Origin of the sequence: Bacillus sp. USDA818B3_A, from assembly GCF_009928415.1 — a bacterium.
Taxonomy (GTDB): Bacteria; Bacillota; Bacilli; order Bacillales; family Cytobacillaceae; genus Neobacillus.
On sequence record NZ_JAABNN010000001.1, the window covers coordinates 693,054 to 717,443 of the forward strand.

The 24,390-nt window shown below is 39.7% G+C and carries 17 protein-coding genes; 3 read left to right on the forward strand and 14 right to left on the reverse strand.

Features of this window, described 5'->3' with window-relative positions; all coding sequences use genetic code 11:
- Positions 1 to 69 precede the first annotated feature (69 nt).
- The 4 genes from GXK58_RS03100 to mgsA all read right to left on the reverse strand — a co-directional run bounded on the left by GXK58_RS03100 (position 70) and on the right by mgsA (position 3,839).
- A complete protein-coding gene (locus GXK58_RS03100; protein ID WP_160719690.1) occupies positions 70 to 2,505 on the reverse strand; it encodes a glycoside hydrolase family 3 N-terminal domain-containing protein in 2,436 nt (811 codons plus the stop codon).
- 374 nt (positions 2,506 to 2,879) lie between these two features.
- On the reverse strand, positions 2,880 to 3,017 hold the full coding sequence (gene sda, locus GXK58_RS03105; protein ID WP_160719692.1) for a sporulation histidine kinase inhibitor Sda: 138 nt from the start codon (positions 3,015 to 3,017) through the stop codon (positions 2,880 to 2,882).
- Positions 3,018 to 3,087: 70 nt separating this feature from the next.
- Positions 3,088 to 3,414, reverse strand: a complete 327-nt coding sequence (locus GXK58_RS03110) for an HPr family phosphocarrier protein (protein ID WP_337248160.1) — start codon at positions 3,412 to 3,414, stop codon at positions 3,088 to 3,090.
- The gene (gene mgsA / locus GXK58_RS03115) at positions 3,399 to 3,839 is read right to left on the reverse strand and encodes a methylglyoxal synthase (RefSeq protein ID WP_160719693.1); all 441 of its coding nucleotides are present in this window, start codon (positions 3,837 to 3,839) and stop codon (positions 3,399 to 3,401) included. The genes GXK58_RS03110 and mgsA overlap by 16 nt, the downstream gene beginning before the upstream one ends.
- 298 nt (positions 3,840 to 4,137) lie before the next feature.
- Here mgsA and GXK58_RS03120 point away from each other — a divergent pair, with 298 nt between their 5' ends.
- Positions 4,138 to 5,328: a helix-turn-helix domain-containing protein gene (locus GXK58_RS03120; RefSeq protein WP_160719695.1), complete on the forward strand. Its 1,191-nt coding sequence runs from the start codon at positions 4,138 to 4,140 to the stop codon at positions 5,326 to 5,328.
- Positions 5,329 to 5,525: 197 nt separating this feature from the next.
- Here GXK58_RS03120 and GXK58_RS03125 read toward each other — a convergent pair whose 3' ends face one another.
- The 4 genes from GXK58_RS03125 to GXK58_RS27190 all read right to left on the reverse strand — a co-directional run bounded on the left by GXK58_RS03125 (position 5,526) and on the right by GXK58_RS27190 (position 9,559).
- Positions 5,526 to 7,220, reverse strand: a complete 1,695-nt coding sequence (locus GXK58_RS03125; protein ID WP_160719696.1) for a carboxylesterase/lipase family protein — start codon at positions 7,218 to 7,220, stop codon at positions 5,526 to 5,528.
- A gap of 90 nt (positions 7,221 to 7,310) precedes the next feature.
- Positions 7,311 to 8,531 carry an MFS transporter gene (locus tag GXK58_RS03130; protein WP_160719698.1) on the reverse strand — a complete coding sequence of 407 codons (1,221 nt, stop codon included), beginning with the start codon at positions 8,529 to 8,531 and terminating at the stop codon, positions 7,311 to 7,313.
- Positions 8,532 to 8,997: 466 nt separating this feature from the next.
- Positions 8,998 to 9,372, reverse strand: a complete 375-nt coding sequence (locus GXK58_RS03135; protein WP_160719699.1) for a hypothetical protein — start codon at positions 9,370 to 9,372, stop codon at positions 8,998 to 9,000.
- Positions 9,365 to 9,559, reverse strand: a complete 195-nt coding sequence (locus GXK58_RS27190; protein ID WP_237389543.1) for a hypothetical protein — start codon at positions 9,557 to 9,559, stop codon at positions 9,365 to 9,367. The genes GXK58_RS03135 and GXK58_RS27190 overlap by 8 nt, the downstream gene beginning before the upstream one ends.
- Here GXK58_RS27190 and GXK58_RS27195 point away from each other — a divergent pair.
- Both GXK58_RS27195 and GXK58_RS27465 read left to right on the forward strand, forming a co-directional pair.
- Positions 9,513 to 9,890 (forward strand): biotin-independent malonate decarboxylase subunit gamma, encoded by a 378-nt coding sequence (locus tag GXK58_RS27195; protein ID WP_237389555.1) that lies wholly within the window; start codon positions 9,513 to 9,515, stop codon positions 9,888 to 9,890. The genes GXK58_RS27190 and GXK58_RS27195 overlap by 47 nt on opposite strands.
- A gap of 78 nt (positions 9,891 to 9,968) precedes the next feature.
- Complete coding sequence (locus GXK58_RS27465; RefSeq protein ID WP_272928110.1) at positions 9,969 to 10,100, forward strand: hypothetical protein; 132 nt, start codon at positions 9,969 to 9,971, stop codon at positions 10,098 to 10,100.
- 1,017 nt (positions 10,101 to 11,117) lie between these two features.
- Here GXK58_RS27465 and GXK58_RS03145 read toward each other — a convergent pair.
- The 6 genes from GXK58_RS03145 to GXK58_RS03170 all read right to left on the reverse strand — a co-directional run bounded on the left by GXK58_RS03145 (position 11,118) and on the right by GXK58_RS03170 (position 23,988).
- Entirely contained in the window at positions 11,118 to 12,506 is a 1,389-nt protein-coding gene (locus tag GXK58_RS03145; RefSeq protein WP_160719701.1) for an MFS transporter, read from the reverse strand.
- A gap of 831 nt (positions 12,507 to 13,337) precedes the next feature.
- Entirely contained in the window at positions 13,338 to 14,855 is a 1,518-nt protein-coding gene (locus tag GXK58_RS03150) for a sialate O-acetylesterase (protein WP_160719702.1), read from the reverse strand.
- 323 nt (positions 14,856 to 15,178) lie between these two features.
- Complete coding sequence (locus GXK58_RS03155) at positions 15,179 to 17,539, reverse strand: glycoside hydrolase family 2 TIM barrel-domain containing protein (RefSeq protein WP_160719704.1); 2,361 nt, start codon at positions 17,537 to 17,539, stop codon at positions 15,179 to 15,181.
- A 227-nt stretch (positions 17,540 to 17,766) separates the two neighbouring features.
- Complete coding sequence (locus GXK58_RS03160; RefSeq protein ID WP_202171278.1) at positions 17,767 to 20,127, reverse strand: glycoside hydrolase family 3 N-terminal domain-containing protein; 2,361 nt, start codon at positions 20,125 to 20,127, stop codon at positions 17,767 to 17,769.
- A gap of 89 nt (positions 20,128 to 20,216) precedes the next feature.
- On the reverse strand, positions 20,217 to 22,631 hold the full coding sequence (locus tag GXK58_RS03165) for a glycoside hydrolase family 3 N-terminal domain-containing protein (RefSeq protein ID WP_160719708.1): 2,415 nt from the start codon (positions 22,629 to 22,631) through the stop codon (positions 20,217 to 20,219).
- 28 nt (positions 22,632 to 22,659) lie between these two features.
- Positions 22,660 to 23,988, reverse strand: a complete 1,329-nt coding sequence (locus tag GXK58_RS03170) for an MFS transporter (protein ID WP_160719710.1) — start codon at positions 23,986 to 23,988, stop codon at positions 22,660 to 22,662.
- Positions 23,989 to 24,390: the final 402 nt, after the last annotated feature.

Consider the following 24,390-nt stretch of genomic DNA (forward strand, 5'->3'; position numbering starts at 1 on the left):
ATTTCCCGAATGGAAAGGCAGCCTCCCCAAATGTTCATAACCTACATTTTAATAAATCAATTGCTATTGTTACTTAGTGATTTGTGTCTCCATACGATTCAGTATTTCCGACTTGGCAAAGAAGCCTCGTTTATGTGCAATAATTTCAGCGGTGTTGTCTATATGGAAGCTTCCTTTCAGCGGTAAATGAACAGACGAACCGCCAATCCATACAGTCATGTCACCCTCTTCAACGATCCATTTCATATCTTTATTCAAAAAGGCAAACTGATCGGCTCTTATTTCAAAGCAAACAATCTTTTCTTCGCCCGCTTTCAAAGAAATTCTAGCAAACCCTGCAAGTTCCTTAGAAGGACGAATCATTGAAGCAATTTCATCTTTGACATATAGCTGAACTACCTCTTCTCCGTCGATCTTTCCGGCATTTTTAACTTTGCAGCTCAATTTGACGCTGCCATCAGCTCTAGTATTACTTTCTACCTGCAAGTCACTGTACTCAAATTTCGTGTAGCTAAGTCCGTGTCCGAAATAGAACAGCGGTTGTTTGGTGCTATCGAGATATTTATTTAACATATTATTGGTATTCTCCGTATGATAGCTGTTTCCATAGGATTGTCCTGCGAAAATAGGTAGTTGTCCTTCGTTGCGGGCACATGTTGCCGGCAGGCGTCCGGCAGGATTATAATCGCCGAACAGAACATCGGCTAGCGCTCTTCCTCCTGTTATGCCCGGGTACCAATACTCAATAATCGCTGGAAATTTTTCAGAGATAAATACACTGCTTAATGGACGCGCGTCCATATGCACCATAACTGCAGGAGTACCGGCAGCAAAAATCTCCTTTGCAAACTCCTCTTGAATTCCAGTCAGACCAATGCTATCACTGTCAATTCCTTCACCGATTGTGCAGGTTCCGCCCCAGCCATACTTACCTCCCAAAGTCAGTATCACAACATCTGCTTCTATCGCAGCTTTGATTGCCTCATTAAACATACTTCGGTCAGTACCTGCAATATCACAGCCTTTGACATAAACAACCTGGGCTCCCGGGCATTTATCCTTGATAGAAGCCAGTATCGTAGGAGTAGAAGGTCCATACAAAGCATTGATTGCCGCCATGGCATCTGGATGCTCACGTAAAACGTTACTTCCTGGGAAGGGTTCTGACGGTATAAAGTCATCATCCTCATCTATGCTTACAAATTCGTTAGACATACCTGCCATATCTCCCATTGTACGCCCAATCATCATTTCTAAACCTGCAGGGCGCGTATAGCCGCCGAACATCATTCTCACACTATTTGCATGGGGTCCAATTACTGCAATTTTCTTAATGTCCTTGGAAAGAGGCAGAAGTCCCTCATTTTTAAGCAAAACCGTAGACTCCCGTGCAGCCTTCAGGCTGTGTTGGTCATTTTCCGGATTACCATAGGCAGTATCATACATTTCAATTCTAGGCTGAGGATTTTCAAACAGCCCAAGTTTAAACTTTGTCTCCAATACACGTCTAACAGAACGGTCAATTACCGCTTCATCGAGCGCTCCACTCTTTATAGCCTCCACTAATAAATCGGTTCTATAGCCTGCGGGAATTGGACATTCTACATCAAGGCCAGCATTCAAAGCGGTGATGGCCGCTGATACCATATCGGGTTCCAGGTGACGGTCAACCAAATGCTCAATTGACGTGTAGTCAGACACAAGTACGCCTTTAAAATCCATCTCATCCCGTAATAAGTCGCTTAGAATATGCTTTGAACCAACAATCATTTCCCCATCAATAACTCCATATGAATTCATGATGGACTGAAGACCTCCTTCAGTAACGGCTGCCTGGAAGGGCTTTGCATAAACCTCACGCAATTCTCGTGAAGGAATAGGATTCGTGGTCATATTCAGGCCACCTTCGGAAAAACCGTAACCCAGAAAGTGTTTTCCTGTGGCGGCAATGCCATTTCTGAGGTCATCGCTCTGCAGCCCCTTGGTGAAAGCCACACTCATAGCGGCTGCAAGTGTCGGATCTTCGCCGTAGGTCTCACCTATACGTCCCCAGCGCGGATCGCGGCAAACATCCATGACCGGAGATAGCGCTTGACGGTAACCCACCGCCAGCATCTGCTGACGAATTATATCTGCCATTTTTTGAACCGTCTCAGGATTAAAGGTTGCGCCAAGTCCTATGGCTGATGGGAAGATAGTGGCTTCGGCTGCACTGAGGCCTGTGATTGCCTCGCAATGAATAATTGGGGGTATGCCCAGTTCACTATTACATACAAAATCAACAATCTTTTTATTCTCTTCTGCTACTTCATTCGCATTACTCCCTGAGGGAAAACTACCAATTTCCCCTATTCCATTTGAAAAGTATGCCAGTGTGTCAGCAGGATCAGAACCAGCAGCTATCATACATTGAATTTGTGCTATTTTATCCTCCAGTGTCATCCTGGATAGTAAGTCTTCCACTCTTATCTCTAAAGGTTGGCTTGTGTCTTTATACTTTTCCATATTTCTACCTCCAAAATTCTGTTGGTTTATAGCTTATTGATATACCAATATTATAGAATCCGTTTTCACTTTAATATTTTAGATTTGTTATATAAATTATATTTTTGTGCGTTATTATAGTTTATATAGATATTTAAAATAATGAAACATTGTAAATCTATATACAAAACTTCAAACTAAACACGAAAGGAGTCATTGATTCGTTCAAGATATTTTCCCTGAATAATATTATCCAATCATTTTATAAGGTACCTCTTAGACTAGTATAGACCCAACCAATTTCGGTTGGATCTATACTAAATCAATATGGAAAATTAAGATTTTCAGTTATGGGTTAAGCTACATTCTAACTTGGTTCATCTGCCTCGTAAGTTTTAGTTTCTTTCTATATCTTGATTAAGATCTCGTTTGTATAACTCACTAACTAGTAAATCTATGAAGTCTTTACTTAGTTTTAATTCAATTGCTTGGATATAAACCTCTAACAAGGCTTTTGTACTTAGTTTATTCATAAAATTTTACACATTCCTTTTAACGATTGTTATAGATGATATTAATAAAGAAATAAACAACTTTTTATTATTAGGAAAGAAATTCATCTAAAATCCCAATAGCCTTTTGTTCATCGATTCCGTCTGCTATAAGTGTGATTCCTTCTCCCTTTCTTATGGCCAGGCACATAACACCCATTATACTTTTACCAGAAACTATTTTTCCTTCTTTAAGAATAGAGATATCGCTAGTAAATAAAGACGTTGTTCTCACAAACTCTGCAGCAACTTGGGCCTGAAGACCCCTTTTATGTTGCACCACAATGTTTTTCCTTATCATTTGGAATATTTTCTCCCCTTTCTTTCTGAGAGCTTTAATTACTTTAGTTTTATCTTTGTTGACTATTTCTTTTTCCACTCATTATCTTTGACTGTGTCCAAGTTTTTTTCATGTATGATATCTCTCCAATGTAAATCGCCTCTATTTAAACCATGTACTAGTATTTCTGCAGTACCCATATTCGTAGCTAAAGGAATGGAATAAACATCACAAAGACGTATTAGAGCAGAGATATCAGGTTCATGGGGCTGAGCGGTTAATGGGTCTCGAAAAAAGAACACAATATCCATCAAATTTTTCGCTATTAATGATCCAATCTCTTGATCTCCGCCTAAAGGTCCAGAGTTAAATCTACATATTTGCAACTTTGTATGCTCCATTATCCTTTTTCCTGTATTCCCTGTTGAATATAATTCATGTTGAATAAATACGGGTTCATATGCTGTTACGAATCTAACTATGTCATCTTTTTTGTTATCATGTGCAATAAAAGCTATTTTCACTTAGAATCCCCCTAGCAGGCTATTAAATTAGGACTTAATCAACTACACAAGCTTTTGATTAGGTTTACTCTTACCTTTATAAGAGTCCTATCAAGTACCCTTTATCCTTACGTTGTATTTTAGAAAAAGTTTATATTAATTTATTTTATATTTGTTACCTTAATTATAAGTTTGTGTCACCTTAAGGGAGGTAAATTTAGACTGCTGTGTCACCTGAAAGATGGTAACACCAAATTTTCCACCAAACTATGTGTCTTTTGATATATAATAGTATCAACTTTAATAGGAGGTAAGTGCCATGATTGATATAAATAAATACTGCAAGTACCTATATAATTCTTTATATATTCCAATCTATCTTTATGATAATAAAGAACTAATTGCTTGTTATCCCAATCAAGAGAATGAAACCTTTCCTCCACCCCTTTATCTAAATAGACTTTTGGAAAGCGAAAGAAAAGTAAGTTATGTAATAACTACTTTTTATTCATATTACGGATGTATACAAATAGAAAACAGCAAATCTTGTATAATAATTGGTCCTATCAATGACTTTCCTTACTCTAATGAGACTTTGCAAATCATGGGTAAAGAATTTTCGGTTAATACATCAAATGCAGAGGCCTTTGCGGAATTTTTTTATAAAATACCTCAACAATCTCTGGATACGTTCATTAATACTCTTTTAGTAATCAATTACACTTTAAACAATTCAGAACTAACGAGGAGAGATGTAGATGATTTTATGGGTCCCCTGATAGATAATTCAATTAACAGAACATACTCTGAGAATTCTTTTATTGAAAAAGAGGAAGGAATTTTAAATACTAATCATGACGATGAACGTGAGTGGGCACGGTACATCGAAACAGGTAATATAGTTAAGCTAAATAAATTTATAAGAGGAGATTTTAGAGGAAATGGCAAGATGCCTGTTATTGCAAACGATAATCTTCGTCAATGGAAAAATATCTTTATCGTCTCGGTCACATTAGCTTCACGTGCCGCTATACGAGGTGGTCTTAGTTCAAGTATCGCCCGTCAATTATCTGATATTTATATACAACAAGTAGAACGATTATCTGATATAGAGGATGTAAAGTCTCTTTCTACTCAAGCAATAATGGATTATACGAACCGGGTTGCAAATTTGATCGTTCCATTGTCTGCCGATAATGTAATTCACCAAGTTATACAATTTGTTCGTGATAATACAAATAAGCATATTACTGTTAGTGATGTAGCTGAACATGTGGGCTTTACTCGTTCATATCTGTCGCGAAAAGTAAAAAAAGAACTTGGAATTGAGCTAAGTGCATTTATTAGGCGGTCTAAGCTGGAAGAAGCAAAGGATTTATTGACATTTTCCAATAAAACGATAAGTGAAATTAGTAATTATCTTTATTTTTCGAGTCAGAGCCACTTTCAGACGGCATTTAAAGAAGAATATGGCATAACACCAAACGCTTTTCGAAAGTCCTTAAATTAATATATTTAAATAGATATGCATATAAAAAACCTACCAAAAAAGGAGAGACCTTATCCTCCTTTTTTATTGTTTGTTAAAATCTAAGGTCAATAAAAAAGATGACCTCTGTATTCGCAGAAGTCATCAATTTAACTAACTTACTAGAACTTATCAAAAGATTTACCATTCCTATTTGATTTAGAATGAATGAAATAAAATCATTTTTCCCAGAAAAAACGACCTGCAAATAATTGTTCAACGATTGTATCGTATTCCTGTTTCGGTAGATTCCGCTTCATTTCATTAACTATCTCATTTTTTACAAGGTGCTCATCAGACATGTAAACATTCGCGTTTTGTTGGTCCGCATCAAAATATAGAATACGATTTTGATTATCATTGTTACTCCAAGTCCCCCATTGAGGCAAACCTTCCCCGTTCGGATTACCCGTATATAAGAAGTTTTTCAAATAGCTAATCATTGTATTTTGTAACTGTCGTCTTCCTTGTCCATTCGAATCTGTGTAATACTTATTAGGATAAAATAAATTTATCCAGCTCTCATCTAAACCAGTGAAAAAGTCAATATCACTGCCATGTGGAGCTCCAAAGGGTTTTCTAACTGTCTCATCAATTACGCCTTCTTGGGTTCCCCATGCAAAGCGGTAACCATATACACCTGGTTGATCTTTTACATTAACGATTTGATCAGCAACTACATCTGCATTGAAACCGGCATATAATTTATTACCGAATTTCAAAGTATTTTCATAAAGGCTCCATTTTTGGTTGTTATTGTAAATACTACCGTCTAAAATCGAAGGAAGAAAATAAGGATCTTGAAAAGCAAATAACGAGAATTCACTTGCTGTACTTCCTAGAACAATTGGTACTTTATTATAATTTCCGTTTTTAATTGATTTAAAGCCTTCTGCTGGCAATACATATCCGTCCGCAAATAAATGAGGGAATGGCTCCATTTTTATTGGAGGCGAACCAGCTAAAATGGTAAGCTCTTTTGCATCTTTACTTCTTAAATAATTTGCCAAGAATTCATTTGATTTTCCTTGAATCCACGTTTTCGCATCCTTTTCATTCGCTGCTAATTTATCATTTATTACTAATTGTACTAACATATCCTGAGCTTTGTCTTCAGCATCTTTTGGGCTGGCTGTTGTCATTCCACCACTCATTGCCCATGCCTTATGGAACAGGCCCTTAGATAGGGGAGAAATAACCGCTCCTAATACATCACGTGCTCCTGCAGACTGACCGGAAAGTGTAACATTATTTGGATTCCCTCCAAAATATTCTATGTTTTTCTGCACCCATTTTAAAGACTGAAGAATATCTAATAACCCAAAATTGCCTGAATTATCAAGGGAATTCCCTGTTTTTAGAGCGGGATGCATAAACCATCCTTCAGCATTGAGGCGGTAATTAATTGATATGATAATACTGTTTGCCTTTTGAGCTAAAACATCCCCTTTAAATGACTGCGAAGACCCAGTCGTATTACCACCACCATGAACAAAGACCATTACAGGTAGATTGGTATCTGTGCTATTTGGTCTCCATATATTTAACGTTAAACAATCTTCACTTCCAATCACAGCCCCATAAGATTGTTGTGTACAAACTTGTCCAAATTTCTTTGTTTCTAATATACCATCCCAAGAATTTGGTTCGGCTGGCGCTTTCCATCTTAAACTACCAACAGGTGGTTTTGCATAAGGGACTCCTAGCCATTTTAAAGTAGAATTTGTCTCATTTACTAAACCTTCAACCTTGCCATATTTCGTGTTTATGATTGTCTTACCAGTTGAACCTGAAAGACTATCTGCCTCTATCCTATTTGTTTGATTTGTAAATAAAAGTGTAAAAACAAAGAAAATACCTAACCATTTTTTCATCTTTTCTCTCCCTTTTTATTTAATAAAATTTTCTAGTGTAAATTAGGCCTTTAATTAATTATTGAAACGCATAAGTAGTTGTTATTTGTGCTATACTTCTTTAGGCTTGCGTGTTAAGTCGGGAATCGGTATAACAGCAAGTGCACTAAGCAATCCAAAGACTGCCAGGAAAAAGAAATAGAACTTCCAGCCTCCTATACCTAATAGTAACGGTGCAATAAAAGGTACAACTGATTGAGGGAGGGAGGATGCTATATTCATAATGCCCATATCCTTTGCATAATCTTCTTTTTTTGGAAGGATCCTAACTGTAAGGGCTCCATCCACTGACGTATATATTCCAAATCCAAATTGAATGATTAAGGTTGCGACCAAGACAGTAGTGAAGTTTGACGCAAATCCCATTAAAACAAGGGCTAAGCCAACTACAATCGGAGAGACCATTACAAATATTTTTTGTCTTCTTATTTTGTCAGACAGCATTCCTCCTAAAATACTAGAAATCATCATAGCCGGCAATCCTGCAAATTGTAAAATTCCGGTCAGATGCGTAGCAGCCTCCTGTGAATAGTGATAACGCTGAATAAGCATCATGGAATTATATGCGGTGGCACATGATGCTACAGTTACACAAAATCGTGTTAAAATTCCCCAAGTAAAAATTGGATATTTACGTGGACTTGGATAGATTCTCGAAATAACTTTTCTAAAAGGAATTTTATTTTCACCTGATTTTTCAGAATTTCTGCGTTCAGCAGGTGTGTCTTTTATCAAAAAACATGCTATTATGGTTCCAATTATTGAAGCAATAGCTAATGCCCCAAATTTCTCTATATTGGATGCTTTCGCCATTATGGATACAAGTGCCATTCCCACGAACATGCCACACATTGCCAAAACACCTATAATACCTGATACTGATCCACGTTTCGATTCCTCAACCTGATCTGCCAGTAGTGCTGAAAACCCTGCCTGTGCCATATTTGTACCAGCAGCAGTTAACCAGGTAAAAACGCCTAAGATCAGAATGGTGGTTGATACAGCCATTCCCATAAGTGAAAATACTCCCAATATTACCCCAGAGAGGATTATTGTTTTCCTCTTGCCAAATTTTAAACGTGTACGATCACTTATATAACCACCAATTGGCATGGAAATTAGAGCAACCAATGCCGTTATTCCTGAAATCCATCCAAACGTAGAAATAGCGTTTTTAGGATCGAGTTCATTGACTCTTAGTGTCAATAAAATTATGCCAGGTGTAAGCATAGCAATGTAAACCCCAATTTCACCGAAAATAAAAGCTAGCATAAGCCTCTTTAAAGGTGTGACAGTCTGAGTCTGTATTAATTCAGTCGACTTGACAGGTTCGTTTAAATCATAGCCCTCCTAAAAACTTTTTAATTTTGTTTGCAAATACAAGATTTCAGAGAATTGATCCTAAACACAGACATTTTCCGCATAACACTCTGCCCCTAATGTTCCCCCTTTAATTGTTAATGTTTCATTAATTACAATTATAGAATGCGTTTTCATTTTAATATTTTAGACATGTTACAAAAATTATATTATTGTGTTTTTTTCTAGTTTAATATATAAAAGCAATGAGCTCTTTCATTGTTATTTCAATCTGTAAGAAAGATCCTTAGATAGTTTTGTGGAAACCTGTTTACTTAAGAATTGAAGGGAGAATCTTCTTTCCAAATGAAAGGCCTTAACCCTAATCTATATTTCCATCCTAGCTTTTGTTGGTAATATATTATAAAGTGTGCTAAGCCTATATAAGGATGTTATTGCCCGCAGGACCAATAACAGCAATGGTGACATCTTTATCCTTCAATGGCAGAATGCCTGTGTTTTTCGTCAGTGTCATAACCTTGTCCGAAACATGGGCTGACTGCTTGTCGTGTTCCGAATTATCCATCTCCACAAACTCACCATATGGCTTTTCGAATAGACCCAGTTCAAATTTCAGCCCTAAAACTCTTTCAAGGGAACGGTCGATATAGAACTCATCTATTTCACCTTCAAGTACGGCTTCCCTTAAGTTTGGTCCATATGCTTCCTGGGTAGGCAGCTCAACATCCAATCCCGCTGTAAGGCATTGGATTCCAGCATCTGTACTGTATTCCGCTGTACCGAACTTATTCACAAGATTGGTAATAGACGTAGTCGCTTACGTTTTCCGTTGCAGCCACACCCTCTTTCAGATCCTCTCCCTGAAGTCCGGTTACGTATATTACCATATCTTGTATAAGACGGTGGACCGTTGCACAAATCGTAAGATATGCAATTAAACTAGATGAAAACAAAGCAACAAAGCGTCCAATTATCTCCATTATCGATGTTCCAAGTCAGGCATATGGTTATAAGGAAGAAATGATTGGGATTAGTCTATCATTGGCTGCAAGTGCTGATGCCTATGTAACAGCTCGTCAAAAAGGGCATCCCGTTTTAGGCTTAATTGTTGGTAATGCATTTTCTGGAGGATTTTTGGCACATGGACTCCAATCAAACCGTCTCATTGCTTTGGAGGATGATAAAATAATTATTCAAGCAATGTCAAAGGCTTCAGCAGCTAGAATTACCAAACGTACGATTGAAGAGCTGGCGGAAGCAACGAAACAGATACCAGCGATGGCTTACGATGTGAGCGTTTTAGCACATTAGGTGCATTATTCAAACTGGTTCCAAATATTCAGGTAGACCAACCGAGTATGCAAGATATTGCAATGGTAGAGCAAACACTTGCAGGAGGCAATTGACAGCATTAAAGATGCTCCGACCGATTTAAGTTTCCGTCTGCAAACGAAAGAAGCATTATCAGGTGGACGGGGTGCGACACTTAAGGTTCGGGAGCTGTTCTTGAAGCAATGGTAGTTAACGTTCATGATCTTTTGGAGATTGACGATTTTCCTTATCTACAGTGGGACCATGAAAAGGATTGGGTTAACTTCACCTTTTCAATTTCACACCTAACATTGTTTTTGAAAGTGATGATCCAGCTACAGTGCGAGGTCTAATTCAAAGGGGAGTGGGGGTCTTGTTTATTCCATCTATCTTTTGGAGAAATGCTGTCACAGACAGGATCAAGTTGATTCATATTACTGACCTCATTGCAAAAGGACTATTTATTTATCTAGACCCACAGGTCAACCATATACAGAAGTCGAGAGGTCATTTTTTAATTATCAAGGAGATTTTTCCAAAAGCTATTAACACCATTTTCCCCTAATTAAATCCCACCTTGTTAATACCGAACAGAATAAAAAAGAGGCTGCATGTGAACTAACGGGTTCGGTTTTCGAGTACAAAATTAATATAAGCAATACAATTTTAAGACTAATTCGCATATGAATTGGTCTTCTTTTATTTGTTGTTTTACAAGTGTCTATCTGAATTTAGCAACCAAATTCGCACTCCAATTGGCATACGAATTAGAAAGAGTCTGCTGTTCAGCAGACATCTTTCAGAAACTGCTAAAATATTACTAATTGCCAGAATTCTTCTTCTTCCGGTTCAGGTGAGCATGCCACCCCGCCGTGAAACCCGAGTTCAATGCTCTTATCAATGGCGGAGGATATCAATTCTTCCTCGATTTGTTCTAAATGAGATATAAAAGATTTTTTGTTTTACAATACCTTTGCATTACCTTTAGGATTTTTCCTGAGTTATTCAAGTCCAGTAGTAATGTAGGCGTCAAATAACCCACACTCTTTATCAAGTAGATGTTTGACGCTTACGTAGTGAGAGAACTTTTCATAATAAAAATCTTTTTTTCACTTGCTCAAAAAGGATACGATTCTTCGTTAATTTACTTTTTAGCTCTTTTCACAATATATGAATACATTTAATTATATTTGTTCATCCATCCAAAGTATTAGTGTAACTAATTCATTACTTGGCTTTCCTTGCTGCGATTTCTTCCTGAATTCCGCCAATTTTTTTATCAAGGTCATAAAAATGTAAAATGACGAGGATTATCACACTTAAAAGTGCCGGAATCAGTGAATACCCCCATACGATTGCTGTTTTGGCAGATGCCGTTTGTACATGTGCTGTTCCTACATATCCTGCGATACTCATAATCAAGCCTACCAATCCAGAACCCAAGCCAGTACCAATTTTGTTTGTAAAGTTTACAATCGCGTTCAGTCCGCCCTCTACACGTACTCCCGTCTTCCACTCACCATAATCCATGCATTGTAATGTAAATATTCCCACCATCATGGTCAAGGGGATGATGCCAACTGCAGCAATAAAATTATCAACTAAAAGCAAACCTATATTATTCCCAGCAAAATATTTTAGTCCATTTCCAATTACCATCAGGACAATACCGGCTCGAACAAAATTCATTGCCCCGATTTTACGCATAGCAAGCGGGAAAAACAGTAGAACAAATGGTGAAATAAGTCCAATTATACCTATCACAGACAACATAGATAGGTTTCCTACAATAGAGTTGAAATAATAGGTTGAAAACGCGCTCATACCGCCTGAAACAAACTGCACAAAAATAGCACCTGCAAGTATTAATATATATTTATTCTTAATCATTGCATTAAACGTTGCTTTGAAGGGAATTTGCTGTTGTTGTTCAGCGTCTCCTCCCTCTTCTATTTCCTTTATAAAAATAAAGCGGATAAGACCAATAATTAAAAATGGAACTCCCAAAACTAGCGAAATTTTAGTCCAGCCGCCAGGCTGCTTACCCCAAGTCCCCATTAAGATCGGCAATAGAATACCTATTGCAGCTGCAAAGAGTGTGACAATTATACCTGATGCAGATAATACTTTTGCCCGTCGAACATCCCCTTTTAAAGACCTTCCCAGATATATTATGTCTGAACCCGTTAGGAAGGTAATGCAAAAACAGTCGACCAAAGTATAAAGGATAAAAACATAAATTGCCTTCCCTGTCATTCCCCAATTAGGGGTACTAAAGAGCATAATTGTCAGTATCCACAAGGGAATGATAAATAATTCATAAGGTCTTGCTTTGCCAAATTTGGTATGTGTTCGGTCAATAAAAACTACTAAGAAGTTTGACAACGCCTCAACTACTTTCGATAGAAGTATTATTGTTCCAACCAAACCAGCACTCAAACCAACAACATCAGTTGCATAAAATGTCATCTGCATAAACAGGACAGCATTAACTGCAAATGATACAGATCTTGTACTCCATGCGGGGATGAAACCTCGAGGCACTTTATTTATTGTATCTTTTTTTTCTATTACAGCATTTGATTCTATTGTTTCTACTGCTACGTTTTCTTCCATTTTGTTCTCTCCTAACAGGTAATATTTTCATGACCTCTTATTTCGGACTGTCATTCTTTTGGTAGATGCTGAAGTTTTTGATTTAGTTGTTCCAATTTGTTCTGATGTAGAATTTGTGAAAATTGATCTGGCTTCGCAAATCAGTTAAAGCGAAATTGTGAATATAGGCGATGTTGGGAATCCTTGTCATAGAGAGCGTTTTTTTATTATCGATGATTTTAAAAATAGCAGTTAAAAATCTTTCAACTGCTAGGTCCAATTTTTCTTCTGAAAGTTGACCACTTTTTAAAGCGCTTACACTTTTTCGATCACCTGAGAGGTTATCTCCTCCTTTCAAGATCCAGACCGTTATTTAACGCTTTTCCGCATTCATTTACCGCTCCCCTTTTGTAGCCAAAAATCTAATCCAGAACACCGACCTGCTTTTTCTTCTAATGTCATTTGCGAGATTAACTGTTTGATATCTCTTTCCATAAGCACCTCCAATTATTTGTTATTCTATTATTATAGAAATCGTTTTCATTTCAGTATTTCATATTTGTTTAAAAAATTATAAAAATGTTTTATCTTTTGCGTAATTTTTTATTTCCCTCCCCCGTTTCTCAATGAAGTTTCTCCTAAATAGTTATATTCAGATTCTAGCAGACGCTTTCTTTTTAATATTCCATAGTGTGTCCTTTGATATATAAATAAAGACCCAACGAAATAGGTTGGGTCTTTCCCATTATCTTCTAAGCATTATCTCTTTTTGTCTTGAACAGGTCCGTCATCAAAGTTAAAGTAAAAGCTCTAGCCTTCTCTGTAGGAAAAGAGGCATTGCAACGCTATCAATTATATAATAAATTCAAATGGCTTTGCTGGATTTTCTTCCTTATTATATAGATTAACTTCGTAGTAACCTGTCTTTGCAAAAGAAACTGATACGTTCTCCGGGAAGTCCCCCTTTACAAGTAAACCATGTTGATCAACAGAAACCTCCAAAGGAGTAAGTTCTGTCCCATCTTCAAGCACAACTGACAATGCATTCAGTTTATCGCCTTTCCAATGCAAACCCTCAGCATTTTTGAAGTAAATCCTAATACCCTTATTAACTCTTTCGGCATTTAAGAATTCAGGAGAATCACAGAGTATATTTTCGCCATATATATGTCCCCTTGCAAGCAAAGCTAATCGGGTGCCTATTGGTTTCTTATACTTTGGATGAATATCCCACTTCATCCCTGCATCTGAAGAACTAATCATCCAAGTATCAGGCACTGTTTTAGAGACAAATTCCTGCTGTTTTCGCAGCTCTGGGAATTGCTTTCCTGAAGCTCCTAGCCATTCGCCAAAGGGTGCAAGCTGTACGAAGAGAAATGGAAGCTTATCTTCCCACAGGTCCCGCCAGCATTCAATCATTTTACTAAATACTGCGCCGTAAAGCTCTGGATTTTCATCATCACTTTCACCCTGGTACCAGATGACGCCTCGAGCGGTATAAGGCGCAACCTTTTTAAGCATGGTTTCATACAAACCTCCTGGGCGCTTCTCGCTATATGGTCCCTTCTGCATATAAGTATTCAGATTTTCCGCCGTCATCATCCGCATAATTCCCAACTGCTCCTGTCTTGTTAATCCGGGATACATAAACTTATCATCGTCTTGTAGTGGATTCGAACGATCATTCATGGGATTGGCACGAAAGTTAGCCTTGTATTCTTCAACATCAAGATTTTTAACTGCTGATTCAAAGGACTCCAGCCACGCCTTCCCTTCGTTGTCCTTTAGATAATCAGAGTCCATCCATGCACAGGCCGGCGTACCCCCATAATTACATCCCACTATGCCAATTGGGATATCCAGTGCATTTTGCAGATTTTCCGCGAAATAATAAGCAGGAGCTGAAAAATAAGGTAAGTCCTCCCTAGTACATGTTCTCCAGATGCCAAACCTTGAATAATCATGTTCCTCAAGCTGTCCTTCATAGGACACTTTAGGATAATCAAAAAAACGAATATCCGGATTCATTGCACCATTAAGAACACTTTCTTTTTCAGCGTCGTGCTGCAGAAAATATTCCATATTGGATTGTCCACCAGCAACCCATACTTCACCGATACAAATATTGCCGAATTTTATGGTTTCTTCTCCATCACTTATTATTAGCTCCAAATTCCTTCCGACCTGCTGTGGCGGGAAAGTCAGCATCCATTTACCGTTCTCTTCTATCCAAGCTTCTGCTGTTACACTCGCTTTCCCTTTTAGTGTACCCGTAACTGATTTGCCAAATGTTCCTGTTCCCCATACCTTAAACTTCTTTTGCTGTTGAATTACCATATTGTCACCAAATACCATTGCTGTTTTTAACACTTATATTCCTCCACAAAAATTTTAGATATTTTTGTTCCGATAAATGTATTCCACATTGATGCACGGTTGAGTGCTTCTTGATTTGTGCAGTAAATTACTTTACTATGAGCTATGATGATGAATTGGACATTTAGCTTCTCTATGAATAGAAAAAGCCGTTTAAGATAAAAAACATTCCCCTAAACGGCCTTTTTAGAAATCTTTAAAACGATATTGGTACTTAATTAATACATTCCAACAATTTTGACTTAGTAAAGAAAAATTCTTTCAGCAAGCTCAAACCCCTAAGCATAAAATAAATCTTTGGAGCTCCTTCAATACCTTTATACAACAGGAATGTTTACCGTCACAGTTTCTATCCCTTCGGATGTAACGGTTAGCCATGCAACTCCTTTTTCTTCCCCTGCACGAACAACGGCCTGCATTCTACCATAGTAAGTTTCATGTGTTAGATCAAAATAATTTTCTTCTGTCTTAGGTCTTCCTGTGCCGCTTCCCAAAATAGTTGCAGGACCTTCAATACTAACTGTTACTTTTCTATCTTCAGCTGTATTGAGGTTTCCTTCTTCATCCATCAACTCGATGTTGACATAGCAAAGATCATTCGTGCCGGCACGAAGGCATTCGCGTTCCATTGTTACTTTTAATTGTGGAGCACCGGCGGTCTTCAGGCAGAACCGCCCCACTTCATTACCCTTGATGTAAGCGACAGCTTCCACTGTTCCTTCCTCGTACACCGTATCCCATTTGCAATAAAATTTCTTGAATTCATCGCCAACGGGTTTCTTTCCTTGCGACTTTCCATTGACAAATAATTCCACTTCCTCAGCACTTGAGAATACTTCTACTACAATACCCTTCCCTTCATATCCTGGAAACGTCCAACTGCTTATGGTATCAGTCCAGCTCCATTGGCTAAAAGTAACTTTCTGACCATAACGCTCTGGCTTCTGTACTGAAATGTACGGTATATGCTTGCGGCCACCCCATACGATTTCACGCCAATAGGAAATTGGAAGTCGGTAACCTGTAATATCAAAATCGCCCGTTTGTGCAGTAATATAAGGAAAAGGTGCATAGACCGATTCGCGAGGTTCCTCATCGTACCCATACCTGCCAATTCCGACTTCACCGAGATAATCCCATGCTGTCCAGGCAAAATCACCTAGTACATAACTGTTGTTCATGACGATCTCCCAGTTCTTATCCAGCTGCGGAGGATTTGTCTCCGTACCTACGAATGTTTTGTGCGGGAATTTCTTATGTTCTGCAACATACTTATCAGGTGAATAATTATAACCATCAATATCTAGCAACCCAAAAGCCTCTTCGACGAGTTCTTGAATTGCACTCGATTCCATAAGTTTCGCCATCATGGGACCGACCGCGTTCATGACCTCGTTGACCTCACCGCTCGCCAAGGCTTCCATGTTCTCAAACCCTAGACTGGCCGCTATATCTTCCAGTTGATCCAATGCAGGCATTAATAAGTTAACGGCATTCGTGATGAATCGGGTATCATCTATTGAACGAATCTTTTCAACAATTTTTCTTCCAAGACTGTTTCCATGAGGCGTGCCATTTTCGACAAGTTCATTGCCGATAGAGTAAATAATCACACTTGGATGGTTGTAGTTTTTACCAACCATGTGTTCAACATCTTTTTCCCATGTAGTAGTAAATATAGCAGCATAATCAAACGCCTGCTTGGCATGTGTCCAACAATCTGCCAATTCATCCATAATTAGCATTCCGTTACGATCACAAGCATTGAGCAGAGCTCGGCTAATTGGATTGTGAGCAGACCGAATTGCATTGTAACCCGCTTCTTTTAATTTTCGAATCCTGCGCTCCTCGGCGTCCTCAAATGTTGCGGCACCAATGACGCCATTATCATGATGGATGCAACCTCCTTTTAACTTCACTGTCTTTCCGTTGATTCGCAGGCCGTTAATACTATCAAGCTGCAATTTACGAATACCGAACGTGGCAACGTCTTCGTCCATTACTTCGTTATTTACCCGAATAACCGTCTCACATGTATACAAGTTCGGATTATCCGTATCCCATAATCGAGGATTCGGTAACGTAATTCTCTGTCTGACTGAGATCTGTTCACCCGTTTTAATGGTAAATTTCGTCGATTGTTCACTTACAGTGATTCCATCTGAATTCTTGATTATAGTCGAAGCATAGCCCGTATGAAGTCCCATATTTTCATTTTTCAGCGCTATATCGATTTTGAGTACAGCGAGGTCAGCATCCGCATCTACCGTAGTAATCCGCACACCGTCTGGTACAATATAAATAGGTTCTGCTTTCATAAATTTAACATTTCTGTAAATGCCGGATCCAGAATACCAGCGGGCATTCGGCTGGGAACTATTCTGTACAACGACCTTCAGTTCGTTCTCTTTGCCGTAACGAACATAATCATTGATTTGAACATAAAAATTCGAATATCCATAAAAATATTTACCTGCGAGGTCACCATTAATGTATATGAAGGCGTTCATGTAAACTCCCTCGAATTCGAGGAACATAACTTTCCCCTGATCCTCCTGCGGTACAACAAATTTTTTCACATATTGATAAGTCCCCCCTTGGAAATAACCACCGCCGGGTCCCAGTGGACTATCTTCAGTACGCTCAGTTAAAATCATCGCATCATGAGGCAAACGCACTTCCTGATGCTTGTCCTTGACGCCTGTAAATACTGCTTCCAACTTACTTATTTGCTTACCAAATGTCCAACCCTTGTTAAAATCCTGCTTATGCATACACTATCACCTTGAATTTTTATTTTTCCCTGCACACGATTGGCTGCTGCCAATCATGTGACAGGTCGACTTTATCTCATTTTCCTTCATTTTTATTTGCAATGTTAAATACAAAACTGCTACTTAGGTTACTATCCGATAATTTTCGAATTAGCAAAGAAACCTCGTTTATGTGCAACAATATTAGCAGTGTTGTCTATATGGAAACGACCTATCAGTGGTAAATCAGCGGACGACCCGCCTACCCTTACGGTCATGTCCCCTTCTTCAACAATCCATTTCATATCCTTATTCAGGAAGGCGAATTGATCTGCCCTCATTTCAAAACAAACGGTCTTTTCTTCGCCTGCTTTTAAAGATACCCGTACAAATCCAGCAAGTTCTCTTTCCGGGCGGATCATGGAAGCGAGATCGTCTGTAACATACATCTGAACGACCTCTTCACCGTCCATTCTTCCTGCATTTCTAACTTTGCAGCACACTTTGACTGTGCCGTCAGCCGTTGTATGACTGTCTACCTGAAGGTCGCGGTACTCAAAGTTAGTGTAACTAAGCCCATGGCCAAAATAGAACAGCGGCTCTTTGGTGCTATCGACATATTTGTTAAGCATTTTTTTCCCTGTGTGAAAGCCATTACCATAGTACTGTCCAGCAAAAATAGGGATTTGTCCCGTATGCCGAGCAACCGTTACAGGCAGTCGTCCGGCAGGATTGTAATCACCAAATAAAATACTAGCCAAAGCGCTTCCACCGGTTGTACCCGGGAACCAATACTCAATAACCGCAGGGAAGTTCTCAGTAATAAATGCACTGCTCAATGGACGTGCATCCATATGAACCATCACCGAAGGTGTACCGGTTGCAAAAATTTCTTTCGCCAATTCCTCCTGAATTCCCGTTAGACCGATGTCATCGCTATCAATGCCCTCACCGATCGTACAACTTGAGCCCCAGCCATACTTACCGCCCAAAGTCAAAATAACAATATCCGCTTCTTTGGCAGCTTTGATTGCCCCATTAAACATACTACGGTCAGTACCTGCAACATCACAGCCTTTGGCATACACAACCTGGGCTCCCGGGCATTTTTCCTTAATGGATGCCAGTATTGTAGGAGTTACAAGTCCATACAATGCATCAATAGCCGCCATGGCATCAGGATGTTCACGTAGAACGTTGCTTCCTGGGAAAGGTTCAGCGGGTACAAAGTTGTCATCACCAAAGCTTTTTGCAAGGTCTTCTCCAAATCCGGCATCTTCAGCGAGTCCGGCCATGTCGCCCATTGAACGTGAAATCGACATTTCTAAACCAGCTGGGCGTGTATAGCCACCGAACATCAATCTGACATTTTCCCCATGCGGCCCGATAACTGCGATTTTCTTAATGTCTTTCGATAAGGGGAGAAGTCCGTCGTTCTTAACCAACACCGTAGACTCAAGTGCTGCCTTCAGGCTATGCTCGTTATGTTCCGAGTTATTATAGGCCATATCGTACATGTCAAATCTAGGACTCGGGTCCTCAAACAATCCGAGCTTAAACTTCGTCGTTAATACTCGGCGCACAGCACGGTCAATTACTGCTTCTTCAAGCTCGCCTCTCGTAACAGCCTCCACCAAATGCTCCACGGTGTAGGCTTGGGGATATGGGCACTCTACATCTAAGCCAGCTCTTAAAGCGGTAATCCCTGCTCTCGCCATGTCAGGCTCTTGGCGGCGGTCAACCAAGTGATCAATGGCCGTATAATCAGACACTACTACCCCTTCGAAATCCATTTCATCACGCAATAAATCATTTAATATGTGCTCCGATCCGACGATTATTTCGCCATCGACGGCACCATAAGAGTTCATGATCGATTGTAGGCCCGCTTCACTGATGGCTGCCTGGAAAGGCTTAGCGTATACTTCACGCAATTCTCGCGGAGGAATTGGGTTCGTCGTCATATTCAAGCCGCCTTCGGAAAAACCGTAACCCAGAAAGTGCTTTCCGGTAGCGGCAATTCCATTTCTCAGGTCATCACTTTGCAACCCTTTGGTAAAAGCAACGCTCATTGCGGCAGCGAGTGTCGGGTCTTCGCCGTATGTTTCACCAATTCCCCCCCACCGCGGGTCGCGGCAAACATCCATGACCGGAGATAGCGCTTGACGGTAACCCACCGCCAGCATCTGCTGACGAATGATATCGGCCATTTTTAATACCGTCTCCGGGTTAAATGTAGCGCCAAGTCCAATTGCAGAAGGAAAAATAGTTGCTTCCGGTGCACTCAAACCCGTAATGGCCTCGTTATGGATGATGGGTGGTAGTCCGAGTTCGTTCCCGCAAATAGCATCAACAATAGCTTTATTCTCGTCCGCTACTTCTTTCGCATTGTTTCCGGTAGGAAAAGCAGCGATTTCCCCTATTCCATTTTGGAAGAAGGTTAGCGGTGCAGTAGGGTCTGCACCGGCCGCGATTGTACATTGAATTTGTGCGATTTTTTGGTCTAGCGACATCCTTGACAGTAAATCTTCTACTCTTTCTTCTATAGGTAGACTGGCGTCATTATATTTTTCCATTTTTTTCTCCTCAGATAAATCGGTAATTACATCTCTTTTGTCTCCGCGAAAAATCCACGTTTTGTATAATCAATTACCAGAGTGGTGTCCTGCATATAGTCAACTTCATACACTGCCTCGTTGCATCCCTTACCAATGAAGAAACGGAATTGACCTTTTTCTACCACCCATTTTTTATCTTGTCTCTGGAATGCTAGCTGATCTATTCTAAAAGTCAATGCAACCCTTTTGGTTTCACCCGCTTTAAGTGATATCCTTCGGAAGCCAATCAGCTCTTTTTGCGGACGTATGATGGATGCTATCTTGTCGATGCCATATAACTGGACCACTTCTTCCCCGTCCATACTTCCACTATTCTTTACATCGATAGAGACAGTAAGATGCGGAATACCTTCAATCATTTCAACATCCAATTTTCCATTGCTATAATCAAATTCTGTATAGGAAAGACCATACCCGAAAGGCAGTTGTGATGCGCAGGTTTCAGTGCCATACCCATTTGGGTTGATACCAAGCATAAGGGCATCTGAACGGCTTCCATTGTGCTGGTAGAAGTAGACAGGAGTCTGACCTACATGGCGTGGCACATCAACAGGAAGCTTTCCTCCAGGGTTGGTAATTCCGGCAATAGCCTTGGCGATGGCGTTTCCTCCAAATGGCCCAGGCAGCCAGCCTTCCAGAATGGCTGGAACATTTTCATAGATAAACGGGTCCACGAGCGGTTTATTATCTGTATGCACGACGATCATATTTTTATTGACCTCAAAGACCCTTTGCACTAATTCCGCTTGTCTTCCCGGCATAGTAATATCCATATTGTCACGTCCCTCACCTGCTGAACAAGCCACCATCATGCCGATTTTCCCTCCGACGGTCATAATGACGACATCCGCCTCGGAAGCAGCCTCCACTGCTGCCTCAAAATCATAGTCATTTGTGTCAATAACATGACAACCCTTGATATAGGATATATTAGGGTAGATATCCTGAAGAGCTTCAAATATGGTTTTTACTCCAGGATGCTGTTCTCTGATTTCACTGTCTACTGCTGCTGTAAAATCTTGTTTCGGCCGAGGAGTGTGCTCGGAAGGAACAAAATCTTCCAAACTAACGCCTTCCATTCCCACGTTTCCTGAACCCATAATTTCCATAAACATTTCAGAATTGGTAGGATAAGCATACGCTCCGTTCATCATAAGGATGTTATTGCCCGCAGGACCAATAACAGCAATGGTGACATCTTTATCCTTCAATGGCAGTATGCCTGTGTTTTTCGTCAGTGTCATAACCTTGTCTGAAACATGGGCTGACTGCTTGTCATGTTCCGAATTATCCATCTCCACAAACTCACCATATGGCTTTTCGAATAGACCAAGTTCAAATTTCAGCCTTAAAACTCTTTCAAGGGAACGGTCGATATAGAACTCATCTATTTTCCCTTCAAGTACGGCTTCCCTTAAGTTTGGTCCATATGCTTCCTGGACAGGAAGCTCAACATCCAATCCTGCTGTAAGGCATTGAATTCCAGCATCTGTACTGTCTTCCGCTGTACCGAACTTATTCACAAGATTGGTAATAGACGTGTAGTCGCTTACGACTACGCCCTCAAAACCAAGATCGTCTCTCAACAGGTCTGTCAATAGCTCTTTCGAGGCACAGATAGGTTGTCCATTATATTCCGAATAGGAGTTCATAACTGATTTAAGATTTGCTGTTCTGATAGCAGCCTCAAACGGTTTTGCAAAATTCTCCCGGATATCCCTCCAGTCTGTTTGCGTTCGTGTACCATTCAGTCCTCCTTCTGTCATGGAGTAACCCAAAAAGTGTTTTGCCGTTGCAGCCACACCCTCATTTAGGTCCTGTCCCTGAAGTCCGGAAACGAATGCACACGCCATTGCGGAAACCAAAGTAGGATCGCTCCCATAATCCTCACTGGTACGTCCAAATCGAAAATCCCTTGCAAGATCCAGTACAGGAGACAAAGCTTGACGTATGCCGAGATTCACCATCTGCTCTCTGATTCTATCAGCCATGTCCTCTACCAGTTCGGGTGTAAAAGTCGCTCCTAAGCTAATGGAAGTCGGGAATACTGCACATTCAGAGACCATGGGACCACTTAAAGCTTCCGCATGGACTAGCGCAGGGATACCAAATTCAGTCTGTGACATAACCATATCTTGTATAAGACGAACCATTCCTGCAACGTCTTTTGCGGGAGCTGAGCCTGAAAACGCAATGACCTCACCGATCCCATCCTCAAACATATTAACTTCCGGCGTTCCTGCCACTAAGGTCCCGGTCAGCTGGCGTACTTTCTGGTTAAGTGTCATACGGCTCATAAGATCTTTCACGCGCTCCTCTATTGGCAGCGCTGTATTTTGATACGGATATTTAACCATTCTTTCCTCTATAGAAAGGTTTGCTTCTCTATGTTTTTCCACTTTGTCTACCTCCAAGAATACTTTTCTATCAATTTATATTAATATTTAGACTATTGTCGTTGTTATTACTGCCCACATCAGTTGTCTTGCGTGATATGTCGGGAATAGGTAGTACAGTAAGTGCACCTAGCAATCCACATACTGCCAGGAAGCAGTATACGAATGACCAGCTTCCTATCCCTAAAAGCAATGGCACAATAAACGGTACTATTGTTTGTGGGATAGTGCGTGCTATATTCATAATACCCATATCCTTTGCGGTGTCTTCTTTTCTTGGAAGAATTCTAGATACCATAGCGAGATCCACTCCCGTATATAGACCATATCCAAATTGGAGAATGATGGTTGCAATCAAGATGGAAGTAAAGTTAGGCGCAAAGGCATATACTACAAGAGCTGAGCCAGCTAAAATCGCAGAAAATATGATAAAGACCTTTTGTTTCCTTAATTTGTCAGACAGAAATCCTCCAAGAAGACTAGCAATTATCATAGCCGGCATTCCTGCAAACGATACCAGTGCAGTAAACTTTGTAGTAGCCTCAGGTGTATAGTGATAACGCTGAATAAACATCATGGCATTATAGGTCGTGCTCATAGCTGCTAAAGTTAAAAAAGCTCTTGTTAACATGGCCCAGGTGAAAGCTGGGTACTTACGGGGACTCGGATAAATACTTGAGATTACCTTCCCTATTTGAACTTTATCTTCTCTAGACTTTTCCAAATTTCTGCGTTCGGCAGGTGTGTCTTTTATCAAAATACATGCAATTATAGTTCCAATTGCTAAAATCGCACTAATTAAGCCGAATTTTCCTATGTTCGATGATTTCGTCAATACTGACATTAGTACCAATCCAATAAGCATACCAGCCATACCCAAAACACCTAGAAGTCCTGATACTGTCCCGCGTTTCGATTCAGGAACCTGATCTACAAGCAGTGCCGAATAACCTGCCTGTGCTATATTCAAACCAAAAGCCATTAAGCAGTTAAAAGCGCCCACCATCAGAAGGTTGGTTGATACAGCCATACCCATAAGTGATAAAACTCCCATAATTGCTCCTACAACTATGATTGTTTTTCTTTTCCCAAATTTCAAACGAATACGATCACTTATAAAACCACCAATTGGCATCGAAAAGATAGCCACAGCTGAGCCAATTCCAGCAATTAAACCATATGAAGTAATAGCGCCCTTTGGATCAATTTCATTGACTCTTAGTGTCAATAAAATTGATCCAACTGTAAGCAAACCAATGTACGCCCCAAGGTCACCTATAATTAAGGCAGTTATAAGCCTTTTTAATGGTGTGGTAGTCTTCTTTAATTCAGTCGAATTTACTGTTTCGGATATCATCATAATCCTCCTTATTTTTTGATTAATGGATTGGCAAAATACCAGAATCAGTGGAGGAATCTTTTGAAAGTATTCACCAGGTTCCGTCCACAAAGCGGGGAACGTTTGTTATTTGTACTAGGCCCTAAAATGACCCATATTTTCTGCCTGACACTACTCCCCTAATGATCCCCCCTTTAATCAGTTGGTTTGTGGCTTAATTTACATACTTTATTATAGAATGCGTTTTCATATTAATATTTTAGATTTGTTACTTAAATTACATTTTTGTATGTTTCTCTAGTTTGTTTATATAAAAGAATGACAAGTGCAACGGGAGCACAGCCAATGATTGGTCCCACATATTTTCTAGTAGAGTAAGAAACTGATTTCGAAGGGATAGCTTACGCTATCTCTTTTACTTTC